10 protein-coding genes are annotated in these 20,082 nt (G+C 29.6%); all 10 read left to right on the top strand.

Translation table 11 applies throughout. From position 1 onward, the window contains the following. The first annotated feature begins 56 nt into the window (after window positions 1–56). The 10 genes from BXQ17_RS09790 (at window position 57) to BXQ17_RS09745 (ending at window position 20,081) form a co-directional block, all read left to right on the top strand. Entirely contained in the window at window positions 57–1,451 is a 1,395-nt protein-coding gene (locus tag BXQ17_RS09790; protein ID WP_077810469.1) for a cellulase family glycosylhydrolase, read from the top strand. Between the two features lie 19 nt (window positions 1,452–1,470). Continuing rightward, a complete protein-coding gene (locus BXQ17_RS09785) occupies window positions 1,471–4,071 on the top strand; it encodes a glycoside hydrolase family 2 TIM barrel-domain containing protein (protein WP_187661390.1) in 2,601 nt (866 codons plus the stop codon). 250 nt (window positions 4,072–4,321) lie between these two features. Next, entirely contained in the window at window positions 4,322–5,326 is a 1,005-nt protein-coding gene (locus BXQ17_RS09780; RefSeq protein WP_077810467.1) for a T9SS type A sorting domain-containing protein, read from the top strand. Window positions 5,327–5,408: 82 nt separating this feature from the next. Further along, complete coding sequence (rhaM, locus tag BXQ17_RS09775; RefSeq protein ID WP_077810466.1) at window positions 5,409–5,723, top strand: L-rhamnose mutarotase; 315 nt, start codon at window positions 5,409–5,411, stop codon at window positions 5,721–5,723. Between the two features lie 154 nt (window positions 5,724–5,877). Next, complete coding sequence (locus tag BXQ17_RS09770) at window positions 5,878–8,658, top strand: family 78 glycoside hydrolase catalytic domain (RefSeq protein WP_254712362.1); 2,781 nt, start codon at window positions 5,878–5,880, stop codon at window positions 8,656–8,658. 4 nt (window positions 8,659–8,662) lie between these two features. Continuing rightward, entirely contained in the window at window positions 8,663–10,159 is a 1,497-nt protein-coding gene (locus BXQ17_RS09765; RefSeq protein WP_077810465.1) for a sulfatase, read from the top strand. A 6-nt stretch (window positions 10,160–10,165) separates the two neighbouring features. Next, window positions 10,166–11,617 (top strand): sulfatase, encoded by a 1,452-nt coding sequence (locus tag BXQ17_RS09760; protein WP_077810464.1) that lies wholly within the window; start codon window positions 10,166–10,168, stop codon window positions 11,615–11,617. Between the two features lie 130 nt (window positions 11,618–11,747). Next, window positions 11,748–12,788, top strand: a complete 1,041-nt coding sequence (locus BXQ17_RS09755; protein WP_077810463.1) for a GntR family transcriptional regulator — start codon at window positions 11,748–11,750, stop codon at window positions 12,786–12,788. A gap of 135 nt (window positions 12,789–12,923) precedes the next feature. Beyond that, the gene (locus BXQ17_RS09750; protein ID WP_254712361.1) at window positions 12,924–16,970 is read left to right on the top strand and encodes a hybrid sensor histidine kinase/response regulator transcription factor; all 4,047 of its coding nucleotides are present in this window, start codon (window positions 12,924–12,926) and stop codon (window positions 16,968–16,970) included. 81 nt (window positions 16,971–17,051) lie between these two features. Further along, entirely contained in the window at window positions 17,052–20,081 is a 3,030-nt protein-coding gene (locus tag BXQ17_RS09745; protein ID WP_077810461.1) for a glycoside hydrolase family 2 TIM barrel-domain containing protein, read from the top strand. The last annotated feature ends 1 nt before the right edge of the window (window position 20,082 follow it).

Here is a 20,082-nt window from a genome sequence, read left to right as displayed (position 1 = left end):
TACAGGATGCAATAAATATTTAGACACTTTACTTTTAAGAAAAAATAGTATTTCAAATGAAAAAAAGTCTTTTTATTATAACCTTATTGATTTTTAGTATTACGAGTTATTCGCAAATTAAACATGGCTTAAGAGACAAACAAGGTAGGCACATTGTACCTAGAGGTTTTGTTATTAATACTAATGATCATAAAGGAGAAGTTTTTTTTAATAATGATGATTATGCAAGACAAGTTAGAATGGGTGCAAATTATCAGGTTATTCGTTTAGAACTTGGTAAATTAAGCGAATTTCCTGGAGGAAAAGTAGTACCAAAATATCTACAAAAATTAGATTCTTTAGTTGCTTTAGGTAAAAACCACGATATAAAAACTATTTTTAAAATGACGGTTTATGGCGTAGATAAATTTGTTTGGGAAGAATTTTGGGAAAATAAAAATGATTATCAATACAAAACATATATAAATGCTTGGAAAGTTATCTGGAAACGATTTGCAAATGAGCCTTTTGTTTTAGGATATGATATTGTAAATGAGCCTAGAAAACTTAAAATGAACATTTCTTACAAAGATTTAACAGATAAATATTTAATTCCTTTATATCAAAGAATTATTGATGCAAGTCAAAAAATAAATCCAAATAAGAAGATTTTATTTCAGTCTATTTTTATGAATAAAGGTGAAAAAATAGATAATAACCAATATGCAGAAATCAGTTCTCCTTTAAATAGAGAAAATATCATTTTTGCGCCTCATATTTATCAAAACAACATAGATTTTATTAAAAAAAATATGGATCGTTTTGATAAAGAATCGGCAATGTTAAAAGCACCAATTTTGATAGGTGAATGGGGTTTTCCAACATTTGCAAGAACAGATACTACTTTGGTTGGAAATTGGGGGCAATTTAAATACAAAGAAATGTATATTAGAACTGCAGAGGTTTTTGATAAAATGGGTGTAGGCTCTATTAAAGCTTGGTTTTTAGGAAACAGAACTATGCAAAATTTTCTTAAACCAGGCCCATCAACATGGTCTATATTTAGCGATAAAACAGACGCAGGTACGGTAGAACGTAAATATATTACAGATGTAATTTCAAGGCCTTTTCCGCAAGCAATTGCAGGTAATATTCAGTCATTTTTATACAATTTTGCTAAAAGAGAATTAACCTTAAATATTATATCAGATAATAGTAAAGGTGCTTCAAAGATTTTTATTGGAGCCAACAGGCATTATCCAGATGGTTTTTCAATCATTATTAATAATGATTTTATAATGTATTACAATCCGCTTAAAAATGTTGGTTTAGAAGTTTATAAAACAACTAAAGATTCTAATCCAGCAGATTTTATTTGGGATGTTAAAACCCAAAAACTAATTGTCTTAAAATGGGGTAAAGACAATGCAGAATATCAGGTTAAAATAGTACCAGGACTTCGAAATTTTTAAAATTATTATGCCTTTAACAATGATCAAAAAGAATTTAGTATTATTTTTTTTAAGCATAGCATTTTTATCAAATGCACAAAATGTAAGACACATAGAAACCATAAACGATGCGTGGCAATTTTATAAAGGGAACATCGAAAACCCTTTTTCTAGTAATGTATCTCGTTCTTGGGAAAAAGTAACCTTACCTCACTCTTGGAATACACAAGATATTTTAGACGATGAAGATGGTTATTACAGAGGAGAAGGTTGGTACAAAAAAACAATTAAAATACCACAGATTTACAAGAACCAACAAGTGTTTTTATTGTTTGAAGCTGCGAATCAAGTTACCTCATTATATGTAAACGGAAAAGTAGTTGAAAAAGATCATATTGGTGGTTACACAACTTTTGCAAGAGATATTACAAGAGTATTAAAAAAAGGAACAAATGAAATTGTAGTAAAAGTAGATAATTCTCATAATGATGAAATTATTCCGCAATCTGCAGATTTTTCTTTTTACGGAGGTATTTACAGAGATGTTCATTTAATTATAACCAAACAAGTTCATTTCGAAGTAGCTAATTTAGGTGCAAACGCTGTATTTATTTCTACACCAAAAGTATCAGAATTATCAGCAGAAATTTCTGTAAAATCTAAAATAGTAAGGCCCAAAAAAGGAACATATTATGTAAAGCAATCTTTATTTGATGCCAACAATAATTTGGTTAAAACTATAAAGACAAAATCTAAATTCGGTAAAGAAGTAATTAGTAGTTTTTCTATTGAAAAGCAAAATTTATGGTCACCAGAAAACCCGTATTTGTATAAAGTAATTACAGAAATTGTTGATAAAAAAGGAGTTGTTTTTGATAGAGTAGAAAACCCTTTAGGGTTTAGATGGTTTAGTTTCGATGCCAATAAAGGTTTTTTTATCAACGGTAATAAAACTAAATTAATAGGTACCAATAGACATCAAGATTTCTACAAAAAAGCAAATGCTGTAAGTGATGAAATTCATCGATATGATATGAAGCTATTAAAGGAAATGGGAATTAACTTTTTAAGAATAGCACACTATCCGCAAGACCCAGCAATTTTAGAAATGTGTAATAAAATGGGATTTGTTACAACTGTAGAAATTCCTTTTGTTAACAAGGCTGCAGCTAATGAAATAGGAAAACAAAATAGCATTAATATGCTAAAAGAAACCATTCGTTACAACTATAACAATCCGTCTATTGTAGCTTGGAATTTAGGAAACGAAACAACTATGAAAGCACCTGATAAACTTGGAGAAGCATATACAAAGCACTTTATAGAGACTCATAAAGTTTTATCAGAAACCATAAAAGAAGAAGATAAAACTAGGTATTCTTATACCGTTTTTTTTAGAGAACCAGCTTATCAAGATAAATTAGGAATTCGATTTACAGAAATTGTAGGTTATAACAAATATTACGGTTGGTATATTGAAGAATTAGAAGATATTGATAAAAATCTACGTAGTTTGGTAAAACGAACTTTAGCTTTAAATCCAGATAAGCCTTTAATATTAAGTGAATATGGCGGAGGAGCAGACCCAAGATTAAGAACTTATAATCCAACTCGTTTTGATTTTAGTGTAGAATATCAATTTTTATTGCATAAAGCTTATATGAAAGCTATTTTAGAAATTCCAGAAATTGTTGGTGCAAACGTTTGGAATTATGCAGACTTTCAAGTAGAACACAGAAAAGATGCAGTACCACATATTAATAACAAAGGTTTGGTGTCTGCATCAAGAGAGAAAAAAGATGTATATTATTTGTATCAAGCATTATTGAAAAAAACACCTTTTTTAGCAATTGCTTCTAAAGGCTGGAAAAAAAGAGCAGGAATAGAAGATAGCGAAAACTCTAAAGTAGCAACTCAACCTATCACTATAGTAGGAAATACTGATGATGTAGAGTTGATTATCAACGGAAAATCATTGGGAAACCAAAAATTTAATTTTGCTACCACCACTTTTAATGTGCCTTTTCAACAAGGACAAAATTTAATTGAAATAGTATCAGAAAAAGAAGGTAAAGTTTTTAAAGATTTTGCTAATATCGATTTTACACTTCAGCCTAAAAACTTAAAAAGTAAAACCAATCCTTTTAAAGAAATTGCTATAAACGTAGGGTCTTACTGTTATTTTATAGAAACCGATAATGTAGATTATCTATGGATGCCAGATCAAGCGTATACAAAAGGAAGTTTTGGATATCTTGGTGGAGATTTTTTAAGAACCAAAACAAAACGAAGAAATAATTTTGGGGTAGATGTTAGTGTAAAAGGAACAGAGAATGATCCTGTTTTTCAAACCCAAGTAGTTGGTTTAGAATCTTATAAATTTGATGTGCCAAAAGGAACTTATGAGTTGTCTTTATCTATGGCAGAATTAAACTCAAGAAAAGAAAACAGTATGGATATTCTTGTAAATGATAAAAAAGTTTGGGAAAACTTAAACCTTAAAAAACAATATGGTAAAGATAGAGGTGTTACCAAACGTTTTTTAATTTCTGTTGATAATAACGATGGTATTACTATTAGTTTTAAAGCATTAAAAGGACAAACTAGATTAAGCGGAGTTAAACTTAGAAAAGTAAATTAGATTTTTTTAATTAATTCTTTTAAAAAAATAAAAATCTATTACTGTCGAGTATTAAAACGAATAAAAATAGCCAATATACCTAAGCTTTTTAGGCTATTAGCGTTTTTTTAAGATTGAAAATAAATATGCGAAAAGTACTGTTATATGATTTAAAATTAGAAGTTTAAAAACTATAAAGCAGTATAGAGCAGGATACTATGCAAAACATTTGTTTTTATTTTTAGATAATAATTAACTAAAATATTTACTTATGAAAACAAAATTACACAAATCATTATTTATTGCAGCGTTAGCTCTTTTTGGGGCTCAAGCATCAAATGCACAATACAAAGGTTATCCATGGGGAGGCTCTGCACCAGTAATAAGTGGTACGTTAGGAGCTACAACCAAAATTCAAATGGAAAATTTTGACGCAACAAATGAAGCTGGAACAGACGATGGTGCTAATTTTTCTGATAACGCATACCTTCCAGGAGATTTTAGTGAAGGAACTTATAGAGATAAAACAGCTGATCAGTTAGGATTATTATGGGATCCAGAAGGAGGAGATGAAGGAACAGGAGGTTATGGTGCTGCAAATGAAGAGTATAGATCTGGTTCTGAGGCAGATATTTATCAACATCCTTATACTAACGGAGATTTAGGTTGGAATATAGGAAGTACTCAAGGGCAAGAATTTTTAATGTATACTATTAACTTTGAAAAAACTGGTAATTATAATATAGGAATTAATTATGCTCATGGCGGAGATAATACTTCTAAGAGAATGCAGATTTTCTTAAAAAATACTGATGATTTATCTAGTGTTGCTACAATAATGAATTTAAATTCAGATCAGGCATTACCTTCTACTGGAGGAGTTCCTAATTTTCAAAATTGGGAAGATCCAGATGCAGCAGCCGGAATTGATATTGAGGCTGGTACTTATGTTATGATTGTAAGATTTTTAGCAGCAGGACCAAACTACGATTATGTATACTTTACTACAAACTCTGTATTAAGCACAGAAACATTTGATAAACAATCTTTTTCTGTTTCTAATCCAGTAAATGATCAATTAAACATTAAAGGATTAACTTCTAAAGTTAAAGAAGTATCTGTATATTCTATTTTAGGTAACAGAGTGTTAAGAAGAAAAGTAGATACAGATAATGCAATTAACTTAAACGTTAGTTCTTTATCTAAAGGTGTTTATATTGTTGAAATTAAAGGAAACGAAGGTAGTAGATTTACACAAAAAATAATAAAGCAGTAAACCTTTATTAATAGATTAGTAACTTTTAAATCATTCTATATTTTTTAAAAAATATAGAATGATTTTTTTTAAATACATATGTATGCAAAGATTAGCCTTTAAAATGAAGTTAAAAAAAGGACAAAAAGAAGCTTATGTGAAACGACACAATGAAATTTGGCCAGAATTGAAAAAACTATTAAAAGAAAATGGAGTAAGTGAGTACTCTATCTTTTTAGATGAAGAGACCGATACTCTTTTTGCTTTTCAAAAAAATACTGGTTTAGTTGGCTCACAGGATTTAGCAAACAATAAAATTGTAAAAAAATGGTGGGATTTTATGGCAGATATTATGGATGTAAATTCTGATAATTCCCCTGTTTCCGTACCTTTAGAAGAAGTTTTTTTTATGCCGTAATAATTATTAGTTTCTTTTACCTAATATTTTTAAATTAAAAAGTAGTTGATAGATATAAAATTATTCTTCTAGTTTTATATGCCCACTACAGGATAGTTGTTTATTAAAAAAATGTCATATTGCTAATTCAATATAGTAATAAGATGATAATTTAATGATTCATAAATCTATGCAAAAGGCATTTACAATTTCGATTTTATATGTTGCTTTAATAAGTTTAATATCTTGTAAACAAAAAGAAACTTTAAAAAAGGCAAATGATTTAACCATTTCAGAAGGTTTTAAAAACCCATTAGGTTTTTATGATGCTACACCAACATTTTCATGGAAATTACCTGCCTTAAAAAATAATAAAAGTCAATCTGCATATCAAATTGTAGTAGCTAGTAGGCCAGATTTATTACCTAATAAAGCAGATTTATGGAATTCTAAGAAACAAAATTCTGCAAAATCTACTTGGGTAAAATATCAAGGAGAAAAGTTAAAGTCCCGCCAAAAAGTTTATTGGCAAGTAAAATATTGGAACCAAGACAAAGCATCTTCTTTTTGGAGTGACATCAATCACTTCGAATTAGGTTTATTAAATAATTCTGATTGGAAAGCTAAATGGATTGGATTAGATACCAAAAAAGAAAAAATTATTGGAATCCAAAAAAATATACTACACAGACCTCAATACTTCCGTAAAAGTTTTAAGATATCCAATACGATAGCTTCTGCAAGATTGTACATTACCGCAAAAGGGGTTTTTGATGTTGCTTTAAACGGAAAAGATGTAAGTGATGATGTTATGCCTCCGGGATATACTCCGTATAAAAAACGTATAGAAACCATTACATATGATGTAACAAATTTAATCGAATCTGGTCAAAATACTATTGGCGTTGAATTGGCAGCAGGTTGGCATTCTGGACGTTTAGGATGGATGAAAAAATTTTGGTTAGATACAGAAACTCCCAAAATACTTTGTCAATTAGAGCTAACTATGAAAGATGGCTCAAAAGAAATAATACTTTCTGATGATAGTTGGAAAGCAACTACAAAAGGGCCAATTCGTTTGGCTAGTATATATGATGGTGAAACGTACGACGCCAACTTAGAAATGCCAAGTTGGACAACTAACAGCTTTATAGATAAAACTTGGGAACCTGTAAATGTATTTTCTATTTCTGATGATATTCGTTTAGAACCTAAAAGACATAACACCGTAAAATCTAAAATTAAACTTACTACAAAGCAAATATTTGAAAAAGATGGCGCTATAATTTTTGATTTAGAACAAAATATGGTAGGTGTTCCTTTGATAAAAGTACCAATGAAAAAAGGACAGACACTTAAAATTAGATTTGCAGAAATGTTATCTCCAGATGGAACTTTTTACACAGAAAATTATAGAGGAGCATTGTCTACAAATTACTATACAGCCAAAGAAGATGGAATTGTAGAATACATGCCAAAATTTACATTTCACGGATTTAGATATGTAGAATTAAGTGGATTTGATACTTCTAAAAAACCGTCAAAAAATTGGGTAACAGGTTTGGTACAATACTCTGATTTTGAAAAAAACGGAACTTTTATATCATCTCATCCAAAATTAAATCAATTACAAAGCAATATTGTTTGGGGTTTAAGAGGTAACTTTTTTGATATACCTACAGATTGTCCTCAGAGAGATGAACGTATGGGTTGGACAGGAGATGCACAAGTATTTGGGCCTACCTCTATGTTTAATGCAGATGTGTATAAATTTTGGGCTAGTTGGTTACAAAGTGTAAGAGAATCTCAATTTGATAACGGTGGTATTCCTTGGGTGGTACCAGATGTTTTATATAATAATAAAGTAAGTGCTGGCTGGGGAGATGTTTGTACGATTATCCCTTGGAAAATTTACATGAGAACTGGAGATGAAAAGATTTTAGAAGAAAATTTTGAAATGATGAAGGCTTGGGTATCTTTTCATGAATCTAAAGCTAAAAATTACATTTCAACAATGGGATTTTTTGCAGATTGGTTGCAACCGCTTCCAGAAAACGGAGATAATAGAGGTGATACTTCTAAGTCTTTAATTGGAACTGCTTTTTTTGCACACTCTGCTAATCTAACAGCAAAAACAGCAAAAGCTCTTGGTAAAACAAAAGAGTTTGAAAAATACAATACGTTGTATAAAACTGTAGCAAAATCTTTTGAAAAGAAATTTTTTGTAAACGGAAAGGTAATTAAAGTTGCAGAAACTCAAACTTCTTACTTACTAGCTTTAGCTTTTGGTTTGTTATCAGATCAACACAAAGAAGCGGCAAAAACACATTTATTAAGAAAAATTGCAGAGGCTGATAATCATTTAAGAACAGGGTTTTTAGGTACCCCATTATTATCTGAAGTTTTAGACGCTACAGGAGAGATAGATTTAATGTATAAATTGTTGTTTAACGAAACCTATCCATCTTGGTTTTATTCTATCAATCAAGGTGCAACCACTATTTGGGAACGTTGGAATAGTTATAGCAAAGTAGATGGATTTAATCCTCAAAAAATGAATAGTTTAAATCATTATGCATATGGTGCTATTGGAGAATGGATGTACGAGCGCATTGCAGGTATAGCACCAATAGAAGCGGGTTATAAAAAAATTAGAATAGCTCCACAACCAAGAAGTCCATTAACTTCTGCATCTGCAAGTGTACAAGTACCTTATGGTAATGTAGCTTCTTCTTGGCAAATAAAAGGTGATAAATTTCATTTAAACATTACTATTCCCCCAAATACATCAGCTAAAGTTGTGCTTTCAGCAGATACCAATAAAAACTTCCTCTTAAATGGTAGTGATTTTGTAGAAAATACAAATGTAAAATTAATACATAAAAGTAAAGATGAGTTTGAACTACTTGTGCAACCAGGAGTTTACAAATTCACCTCAAATTTAAATAAAGATTAATAAAATGAAGCATAAATTATTTTTGCGAGTAGTTTTTGTAATTGGAATTACGTTTATAAGTTGCCAAAAACAATCTAATTCTAAATCAGAATCTAAAAATACAAAAGTAGCTGTAAAAAAACCAAATATCGTCTATATTCTTACAGATCAATGGAGGGGTTCTGCTTTAGGTTATGCGGGTAACCCAGATGTTAAAACGCCTAATTTAGATGCTTTTGCTAAAGAATCTGTAAATTTTACAAATACGGTTTCTGTAACACCAGTTTGTACACCTCATAGAGCTGCTTTGTTAACGGGTAAATTTCCAACTACAACAGGTATGTTTCTAAATGATATTTATTTACCTGCAGACGAGGTTACCATGGCAGAAATTTACAAGAAAGAAGGTTATAATACTGCATATTGGGGTAAATGGCATTTAGATGGTCATGGAAGGTCTACTTATATTCCAAAAGAAAGACGTCAAGGATTTGATTTTTGGAGAGCTTTAGAGTGTTCTCATAACTACACAAAAATGCCCTATTACGATAATGAAAACACAACATTAAAACATTGGAAAAAGTATTCTCCTTTTGCAATTGCAGAAGATGCCAATAGTTATTTAGAAAAACACGCAAAGGAAGAAAATCCATTTTTGGCATTAATTTCTATTGCAACTCCACATTACCCTCATGGTTCTGCACCCAAGAAATATAAAGACATGTATCCGCTAGCAAGTTTAACATTAAATCCAAATACTGCAGATAAATTTAAAGAAAGAGCACGTAAAGAATTACAAGGCTATTATGCACATGCGACAGCAACAGATGAAGCTATTGGAAATATTATTAATAAAATAAAAGAATTAGGTTTACTAGAAAATACCATTATTGTGTTTTCTGCAGATCACGGAGAAATGATGGGAGCACATGGCGTTAAACCTTTTGTAAAACAATTGGCTTGGGACGAATCTGTTAGAGTTCCTTTCTTAATTCGATACCCTAACATTGATAATAACAAAGGTAAAGTTGTTAACGCTCCTATAACAACGCCAGATATTTTACCATCATTATTGGGGTTAACAAATATTAATATTCCTAAAGAAATTGAAGGAGAAAATTTATCAGAATTAATTAAAAATCCTAATCCAAATACTGATAGAGCTGCTTTGATAATGAATGTTGCACCTTTTGGCGCAAATTATAAAGATGAGCCTTATCGAGGTATTAGAACAAAACAATATACTTATGCAATTACACCTAAAGGACCAAGTATGTTTTATGATAATATTAAAGATCCTTATCAGCAAAATAATTTATTAGGAAAGCCAGAATTTGAAGAAATTGAAAAAGATTTGGATTTTAAATTACAGCAAGAACTTCAAAAAATTGGAGATGAGGTTAGACCAAGAGATTATTATATGAAAAAATGGGGTTTTAAGTTTGACGAAAGTAGAAGAGCCATTAATTGGTGGGATTGGAAAAAAGGTGTTGGCACTGTGCAGTCTCCAAATAAAATATAAATTAAGATGAAAAAAAATATAATATTACTATGTATCACTTTTTGTTTATCAAATGTTTTTTCTCAGGAAGAGAAGCCAAATGTATTGATATTTTATGTTGATGATTTAAGAGCAGAGATAGGTTCTTATGGAAGTAAAACAGCAATAACACCAAATATAGACGAATTGGCAAAAGAAGGTGTGCAATTTAATAAAGCATACGTACAACAAGCTATTTGTGCACCTTCTAGAATGAGTACATTAACAGGTTTAAGACCAGAAAATATAGGTATTTATAGCATTTTTACGCCACTTCGTAAAGTTCATAAAGAAGTTGTTTCCATGCCTCAATTTTTTCAAAAAAATGGATACAAGACAGTAAGTATTGGTAAGGTATATCATCATAGTGAAGATGATAAACAATATTGGACACATCATTTTAAAAAAGAAAATAATAGCTACGTAAAACCAGAGAATATTGCTTTAATGAAGCGCTTAAAAGCCTCTGGTAAAAAACCTTTAAAAGGGCCTGCTTATGAAGATGCAGATGTTGCAGATGAGGCATATAAAGACGGTAGAGCATCTAAATATGCCATAGAAACATTAAAAAAACTAAAAGATGATAAGTTTCTAATGTTTGTAGGCCTAAGTAAGCCGCATTTACCTTTTAATGCCCCAAAAAAATATTGGGATTTATATAACAAAAACGATTTTACAATTCCGTCTAGAGAAAAGCCAGAAGGAATGTATCGTTTGGCTTTAAGTAAATGGGGAGAATTAAAAGCTTATCATGGAATACCTAAAAAAGGAGATTTAAATGATGAGTTAACACGAACCTTAATACATGGCTACCATGCTTCTATTAGCTATATCGATGCACAAATTGGTAAAGTTATGAAAACGCTTAATGAGTTAAATCTACGTAAAAACACAGTAGTTATTTTTATGAGTGATCATGGTTATAAAATAGGTGAATACGGTGCATGGTGTAAACATTCTAATGTAGAAATAGATGTACGAGTACCATTAATTATTAGTAGAGAAACCAATTACAAGAAAAGAAAGAAAAATAAAATTTCTAATGCTTTGGTAGAAAATGTAGATATTTTTTCAACTTTAGTAGATATATGTGATTTAGAAAATGCTCCAATCACAGACGGAAAAAGTATAGTACCTGTTTTAAATAATCCTAATAAGAAATGGGACAAGGCAGCATATAGTGTTTATGCACGAGGAAAAAAAATAATGGGCGTAACAACTACAGATGGAAATTGGAGGTATACAGAATGGAGAAATTCGAAAACAAATGCAATTTTAGAGGCAGAGTTATACCAACATAAGAGTAGTTTATTATCTTTTGTAAACCTTTCTGGAAATAAGAAATATAAAAAAGTAGAAAAACGAATGAAAAAACTTTTAGAAATTCAATTTCCTAGAAATAAGCCTTTTTTACAAAATGATATACCAAGAAAAAGATAAAATTTTTTCATCTAAAACCAAACTACTTATAATCAATAAGAAATAGTGTTAAAAAATTTTTGGTTACCCTAATTCAGATTTTTAGTTTACTACGGCATCATATCTTTAAGGCACATTAACTAAAGATATTATGATTGAATTTATTAAACTAGATGCTCATTCAATGCAGCCTAAGTATATGCAGATTATAGATTCTATAATCCATAATATATCTATTGGAAACGTAAAGATTGGAGATAAAATTCCTTCTATTAATACGCTAAGTAAAGAATTTTATTTATCTAGAAATACCGTAGAGAGAGCATATAGTATTTTAAAAAAACGAAAAGTTGTTGTTTCGGTTCACGGTAAAGGAACTTATATTTCTCAAGACCAAATGCTCTTAAAACCTAATGTTTTGTTTTTGGTTAACAAGTTAAGTACGTTTAAAATGAAAGTATATAACTCATTTGTAGAACAAATGGGTAGCGATTATCAAGTAGATTTACATAGTTATCATTGTGATGAATCGTTGTTTTTAGAACTTTTAAACAAACATAAATTTGCTTATAATCACTATGTGATAATGCCTCACTTTAGAAGCAAGAATTTGTTACATAGAAGTTTTACAAATAGCGTTTGTGCGGCAATTGACGAATTGCCAAAAGAAAATCTTGTGTTATTAGATAATAATGAACATAATATAAAAGGAGATTTTATAGAAGTTTACCAAGATTTTGAGAAAGATATTTTAAACGCCTTAGAAAAAGGTAAAGAAAAGATTTTAAAATATAAAAAGTTAATCTTGGTGTATCCTAAATCAACTTTTTACCCATATCCTCAAAAAATCTTGTCTGGTTTTCAGAAATATTGCATCAAAAATAATTTTGATTTTGAAGTTGCAGAAGAAATTTCTAATGAAACCGAAATTGAAAAAAAGACTTTATTTATTACCATTGAAGAAAACGATTTGGTACAAATAGTAAATAAAGTTAGAGGTAATAATTATAAGTTTGGTAAAGATATAGGTGTAATTTCTTATAATGATACACCTTTAAAACAACTCTTAGGAATTACCGTAATAACAACAGATTTTGTTGAAATGGGTAAATTAGCTGCAGAAATGATTGTAGAAAAGAAAACAGAAAAGGTAAAATCAACTTTTAATTTTATAGATAGAGATTCACTTTAAAATAATTACCTTAACGTTAAATAATAAATAAAAAGAAGTCTTAAATTAAGACTTCTTTTTCCTTTTCTAAAAATAACTGTAAATTAAATTCTATTTTCTACCTTCGAAAAATAAGTAATAAAAATTAAGCTTTTAATGAAAAACAAATATCTTTTATTATTCTTAATGTTTAGTTATGTTGCTATTTTACAAGGGCAACAAAATAAATTTAATTTTAGAAATATTAATATTTCTGATGGATTGTCTAATAATACAGTTTCATCAATTGCAGAAGATCAATTTGGTCAAATATGGTTTGGTACAAGTAATGGCTTAAATAAGTATAACGGTAAAGATTTTACTGTTTATAGAAATATACCTAAAGATAAATACAGCATAAGTAATAGCGAAATCTTAGACATTCTTGTAGACAAAGAAGGATATATTTGGGTAGGTACTTTTAATGGTTTAAATAGATATAACCCTAAAGAAAATACATTTAAAAGATTTTATAAGAGACAAGGTAATAAGTACTCATTAACAAATAGCTTAATTATAAGTAGTTTAGAGATGAGTAATGGAGATATTTGGTTTGGTACTGCAAATGGTATTTCTATTTATAAAAAAAACAAAAGAAGATTTGTAAGATTTTTACAAGGCAACTCTAAAATAGGGCCAAGATCTATTCATGATATTTATAATGATAATAAAGGTAATATATGGTTGTCTACTAATAATGGGGTTATAAAAGTTTATAGAAATAGTAGTAATAAATTAAAATTTAAAGAATATAATTTAGGGGCTCAAAGGAAAGATTTTAATATCAATACAATTATAGAAGTTTTACCCGGAATTCTGGGTGTGGGTTCTAAATATGATGGATATTTATATTTTAATACGAATTTAGAAAAATTTACAAGACCAAAAGAAATAGAGATTCCTTATGATTTAGATGTGAGAGATCTTAAGGTTGATAATGATAAAAACTTATGGATAGCAACAACAAGCGGTCTTTTTGTTCTTAATAAAGAGAACAAATTAATTTCTAAAAAAGAAAATAATATTGATAACTCTAGTACAATTAAGAGTTTTATAAGAAAAATTTATAAAAGTAAAAATGGTTTTATTTGGTTAGGTACTCAAAACGGAGGAGTCATGACTTGGGATAAATCTTATCAAAATTTTCTGCATTTTAAAAATCAAAATTTACTTAATAATATTACAAATAGTATTGTCGCAGATAAAAATGGTACTATTTATTTTGCTACAGAAGGTGGTGTTGTAAATGTCTTAAACAAAAAAGGAGAAGTTTCTGAAGTTTTTAGAATAACAAATTCTAATAAAGCAATAAATTATCCTATTAAATCTTTATATGTTTATAATGATAAATTTTTATTTATTGGTACCTTAAACAGAGGCATAATAGCTTATAATTTATCAGAAAAAAAAGTACAAAAGAGTTATTTTTCTCAAGAATTGAAAGAGTTATTAGAAAACATACTAATATATGATCTTAAAAAAGATTCTAAAGAAAACTTATATATAGCAACCTTTGGTAAAGGGCTTATTCGTTATAATTTAAAAACCAAAAAAATAAGAAAGTTTGCAAGACCTAGGTTGGTTACAAATATTATAAAAAGTATTGCTATTGATAGTAAAGATAACGTATTGATAGGCGGATTAGGAGGCGCTTCTAAATTAGAATTTAATCAAAAACAAAAAGTAAATATTAAAAATTATTTTAAAGACAGGCCTTTAGTAAAGTACAATATTAGTGCAGTATTTAAAGACTCAAATAATGTTTGTTGGTTTGGTAGTAAAACAAGAGGTTTGTATCGACTTGATGGCGATAAAATAAAAAAAATTAACATATCTAATCGAAATATGTTTTATTCTGTAAACTCCATTTTAGAAGGCGAAAAAGGAGTTCTTTGGCTAAGTACAGATAGAGGTATTGTAAAATACAATTCAATAAGCGATAAAAGCGTTGTTTATGATCAAAATAGTAGTATTGTAAATAATGATTTTAGACAAAACTCTAGATTAAAAATTAACGATCAATTTTATTTTGGAGACCTTTATGGGATTACAACTTTTAACTATAAAAATATTACTAAAATTACAGATGTACCCAAAGTGGTTTTGTCTAAATTAAAAATTAAAAATGAAGTAGTAGAAATAAATAAAGGGGTTTTACAGAAAAGTTTAAACTACTTAGATGTATTAGAGTTAAACCATAATAATTCAAACTTTTCAATCAGTTATGCTCTTCCAAATTATATAAACTCTAAAGGGAACAGGTATGCGTATCGTTTAAAGGGGTTAGATGATTCTTGGACCTACACAACACAAACAGAAGCCTTTTTTACACTTCAAACAGCAGGTACATATACTTTTCAAGTAAAAGCTGTAAACCACGATAATGTGTGGAATACGAAAACAACAAATATTAAAATAATTATACATCCAGCACCATGGAAGACATGGTGGGCATATACTATTTATCTCCTTTTGATTTTTGGATTATTTTATGGAATCTCTTGGATAGTTCAATCTAAATCTAGATTAAAAGATAAATTAGAGCTAGAATATATTGCAAACAAGAAAAATGAAGAATTAAATAAGGCAAAACTTCAATTTTTTACAAATATTTCTCACGAATTTAGAACCCCTTTAACACTAATTATAGGTCCATTACAAAATATAATTCAAGATTACACAGGCACAAACGCTACCTATAAAAAATTAAGAATTATAGAAAGTAGTACAAATCATCTATTAAGATTAATTAATAGATTAATGGATTTTAGAAAGTTAGAAAGTAACCATTTTCAATTAGAAGCAGCAGAAGGAAATATTGTAAAATTTCTAAAAGAAATATTTTTATCATTTTCTGAATATGCAAAAAACGGAAACTATGATTATAAGTTCTTTACCGAAGAAGAAGAAATAAATGTTTATTATGATAGATATAAATTAGAAAGAGTTTTTTATAATTTAATATCCAATGCTTTTAGATATACCAAAGAAGGAGGATCAATTTTAATCGACATAAAAAAAGAAGCTGAAGAGATAATTATTAGTGTAAAAGATTCTGGCGTTGGTATTTCAACAGAATATATTGATAAAATATTTGATCGCTTTTTTGAAGTAGCAGCACATAAACAATTAGAAGGTGATTATACCAAAGGTACTGGTATAGGACTTTCTATTGCAAAAAACATAGTAAAACTTCATCATGGTGAGATTTCTGTAAGAAATGAAAAACCTAAAGGAGCAGTATTTTCTGTTAAGTTAAAATTAGGTAAAACTCATTTGTCAGAAAAAGAGATTGTTAAGAACTTTAAAATGAGTGATGATGTTTCTCAGTATGTAACTCAAATGGAGATTCCGCAAGTAAAAGAAAAGCAAAATATAGAAGATTTGATTGCTTCAGAAAAGAAATTTACCATTCTTGTAGTAGAAGATAATGCCGTATTAAGATCGTTTATAAAAGAAATTTTAAAACCGAATTACAATATTCTAGAAGCAGAAAACGGAAAAATAGCATTAAATAAGGCGATAAAAAACTTACCAGATTTAATTATAAGTGATGTTGTAATGCCACAAATGGTTGGTACAGAATTATGTTCTAAAATTAAAACAACTCTTGCAACTAGTCATATCCCCGTTATTTTATTAACCTCTAGAACTTCTTTAGTATATAAATTTGAGGGCTTAGAAAGTGGTGCAGATGATTATATTAGTAAACCTTTTGATTTAAAAGAGTTTAACTTAAAGGTTAGAAACTTATTAGAATCTAAACAAAGATTAAAAGAAAAATTTACATCTAACCAAAACATAGAATTTTCAGATGTTTCTTTAACGTCATTAGACCAAAAATTGCTAAAAAAAGCATTTGAAATAGTTAAAGAAAATTTAGCAAATGAAGATTTTAATATAACTCAATTTGGCGAAGAATTAGGGGTAAGTCGTTCCATGCTTTTTACCAAAATTAAAGCTTGGACCAACTCAACTCCTAAAGATTTTGTACTAGAGATTAGATTAAATCATGCTAAAAAATTATTAGAGTTAGATAAATTTACCGTTAGTGAAGTAAGTTATAAGGTTGGTTTTAAGCGAGCTAAGTATTTTAGTCAATGTTTTAAGAAAAAGTACAACCTAACTCCTTCAGAATATTTAAAGAAATTTAGTACTACTTAAAAAAGACGTCATGACACCACAGGATTAAATATCATTAAGTAAAAGTTAAGTTTGTTAATTAAGATCCAAATAGTTAACAACATGAAAAACTTTTTCTTCTTTTTAGTACTCTTGTTTGAGGTTTTTTCACTGCAAAGTCAAAGGATAGAAACCAATTTCAATAACAGTTGGAACTTTATATTAGCAGATAACTTCTCATTTTCAAAAGAGAATATTGATGATTCTTCTTGGAAAAATCTAAATGTACCACACGATTGGTCTTTTGAAAAAGGCGTTCGTAAAGGTGGCGATCAAGGTCAAGGTGGTGGTTATCATGATGGTGGGATTGGTTGGTACAGAAAGTATTTTGATATAAAAAAAGAAAGCCTTTCTAAAATTACCTACATCAACTTTGATGGCGTGTACATGAACAGCGAAGTTTGGGTAAATGGAAATCATTTAGGTAAAAGACCTTATGGTTATATCAGTTTTCGATACGATATTTCAAAATATTTAAAAGAAGGAAAAAATACTATTGCTGTTAGAGTTGATAATAGTTTAGAACCTTCTGCTCGTTGGTATCATCCTTGTGGAATTTACGCGCAAGTAAAATTAATTGAAGTGAATCCTGTTCATTTTAAACCTAATTCAATTTTTATAAAAACACCTTCAATTTCAGAAAAGAAAGCTACAGTTTCTACTGATGCTGAAATTACAAGACTTAAAAAAGGATTGAGATATGATGTGAAAATATTCTCTCCTTCAGGAAAACAAATCAATAATAATTCTGAAAAATTAAAAAAAACAACTCCAGTTGTAAAATTAGAAGTTAAAAACCCACAATTATGGAGTCCAGAAACTCCAAGTTTATATAGAGCAGTGACTCAAATTCTAGATGAAAAAAAAGTCATCGATGAAATCGAAACTACTTTCGGATTCAAAACGGTTAAATGGGAAACCAAAACAGGTTTTTGGCTAAATGGAAAAAATGTAAAACTAAAAGGAGTTTGCGAACATTGGGAAGGTGGTCCTGTTGGAGGTGCTTGGACAAAGCCAATGTTACGTTGGAAATTGCAAAGTTTAAAAGATATGGGTATCAATGCTATTCGTCCATCTCACAACCCAACACCGCCCATGTTTTATGATATCTGTGACGAAATTGGTTTGTTGGTAATGGATGAGATTTTTGATGGTTGGCATAAAAAAGCACCACAAGATTATGGGAAACAAGCTTTTGATGAATGGTGGAAACGAGACGTTACAGAATGGATTACTAGAGATAGAAATCATCCAAGTATTTTTGTATGGAGTTTAGGTAATGAAACACATAGCCCAATTGGACCAGAATTGGTGAAGTTTGGAAGGCGTTTAGACCCAACACGCTTATTTACTTCAGGAGCAGGAAATCCTGAAGATATGGATATTACTGGTGTAAATGGTGGTTCTGAAACAAAATCGTTTATAGAAAGCAGAACTTTTGAAAAACCATTTATTTCTACAGAAGCGCCACATACTTGGCAAACCAGAGGTTATTACAGAACACAAACTTGGTGGAGAGATAACGAATTACCAGGAACATATGAACTACCAAATTTAACGGAAAAAGAAATTTTCTTTTACGAAGGTATCAATCCTAAAAAATGGAGAAATAGAAAGCAGAGTTTCAACTCGTCTTACGATAATGCAACTGTAAGAGTTTCTGCAAGAAAATATTGGGAAGTGATGCGAGACAATCCTTGGCATAGTGGTCATTTTAGATGGACAGGTTTTGATTATTATGGAGAAGCAGGTTTGGTGCATGGTGGTTTGCCTTTTAATTTATTTATGGGTGGCGCTTTAGATGTAGCAGGATTCAAAAAAGACCTGTTTTACTTCTACCAAAGTCAATGGACAACAGAACCAATGATTCATATGTTACCACATTGGTCGCATCCAAGAATGGAAAAAGGAACTGTAATTCCGGTTTGGGTGTATTCGAATGCAGATGAGGTGGAACTATTTTTAAACGGAAAATCATTGGGAAAAGACAAACCAGGAACTGTTTGGAATGAAATGCAATGCGAATGGATGGTGCCTTATCAAGAAGGAAAATTAGAAGCAGTAGCATATATTGATGGTAAAGAAGTAAAAAGTACATCTTTTAGTACAAGCAAGCAACCATCAAAATTAAAAACAAGTCTACAGAAATTACCAGCAGAAGATAGTTTTAGGGCAAGTTATATCATTACATCAGAAAGTTTAGATGTAAATGACAACTTCTATCCTTACGGAGAAAATAAAATCTTCTATAACATTCAAGGAGATGTAAATAAGGTTTCTATGGAAAATGGAAACCCAATTGATCCTACGAGTAGAACAAAATCAGATTTTAGAGCTTTGTTTTTTGGAAAGTCAAGACTGTTTTTACGAGAACAACCCAATGCAAAAAAAGCGTTCATAATTACAGGAGCTATTTTGGGTGATAAAGCCTTGTATACGTCAAACAAAATTTCCATCATAGCCAATCAATTTAACGTAATAGGAAAATCAGAATTTACTGACTTAGAAATTTTGTACACCACAAATGGAGGTAATCCTGAAACTAACGGAAAAGTTTACAACGGAGCTTTCGAAATTAAAGACAATATCACTGTAAAAGCAATTGTAAAACAAAATGGTGAAATTGTATTAAACATGGAAGAAACATTTGGTAAAACTGAAGGTTTGTTTTGGGGTGATGAGCATTCTAAAGATATGTGGATTGGTAGAGGTATAAATATTTCTGCGGAAGAAGGAATTTTAAAAGGAAGTGCTACTGCAAGCAGAAAAGCAAGACGTTTTAAAGGAACTGGTTTTGTAGATTTTAAAGACAAAGAAGGTTCTGTAGAATTTTATCAAGAAAACGATGGTGAAGCTGGTGATTACAGCATCCGTTTTAGATACATGCACAACAATATTGGTGAATTTCATCCAATGAAATTGTTTGTAAATGATGAATACATAAGAACCTTAAAATTTAAAGCAACTGGTGGTTGGGATAAATCTTGGAAGTTTGTGCCAACTATTATCAGATTAAAAGCAGGAGCCAATAATATTCGATTAGAAACCACAGGAAAAAGTGGTCCTTATTTGGATGAAATGTTTATTGATTAAT

It is taken from the genome of Polaribacter sp. BM10 (assembly GCF_002005425.1).
GTDB lineage: Bacteria > Bacteroidota > Bacteroidia > Flavobacteriales > Flavobacteriaceae > Polaribacter > Polaribacter marinaquae.
The sequence above is the reverse complement of the archived record's forward strand: the minus strand, read 5'-3'. Positions and strand labels throughout refer to the sequence as shown.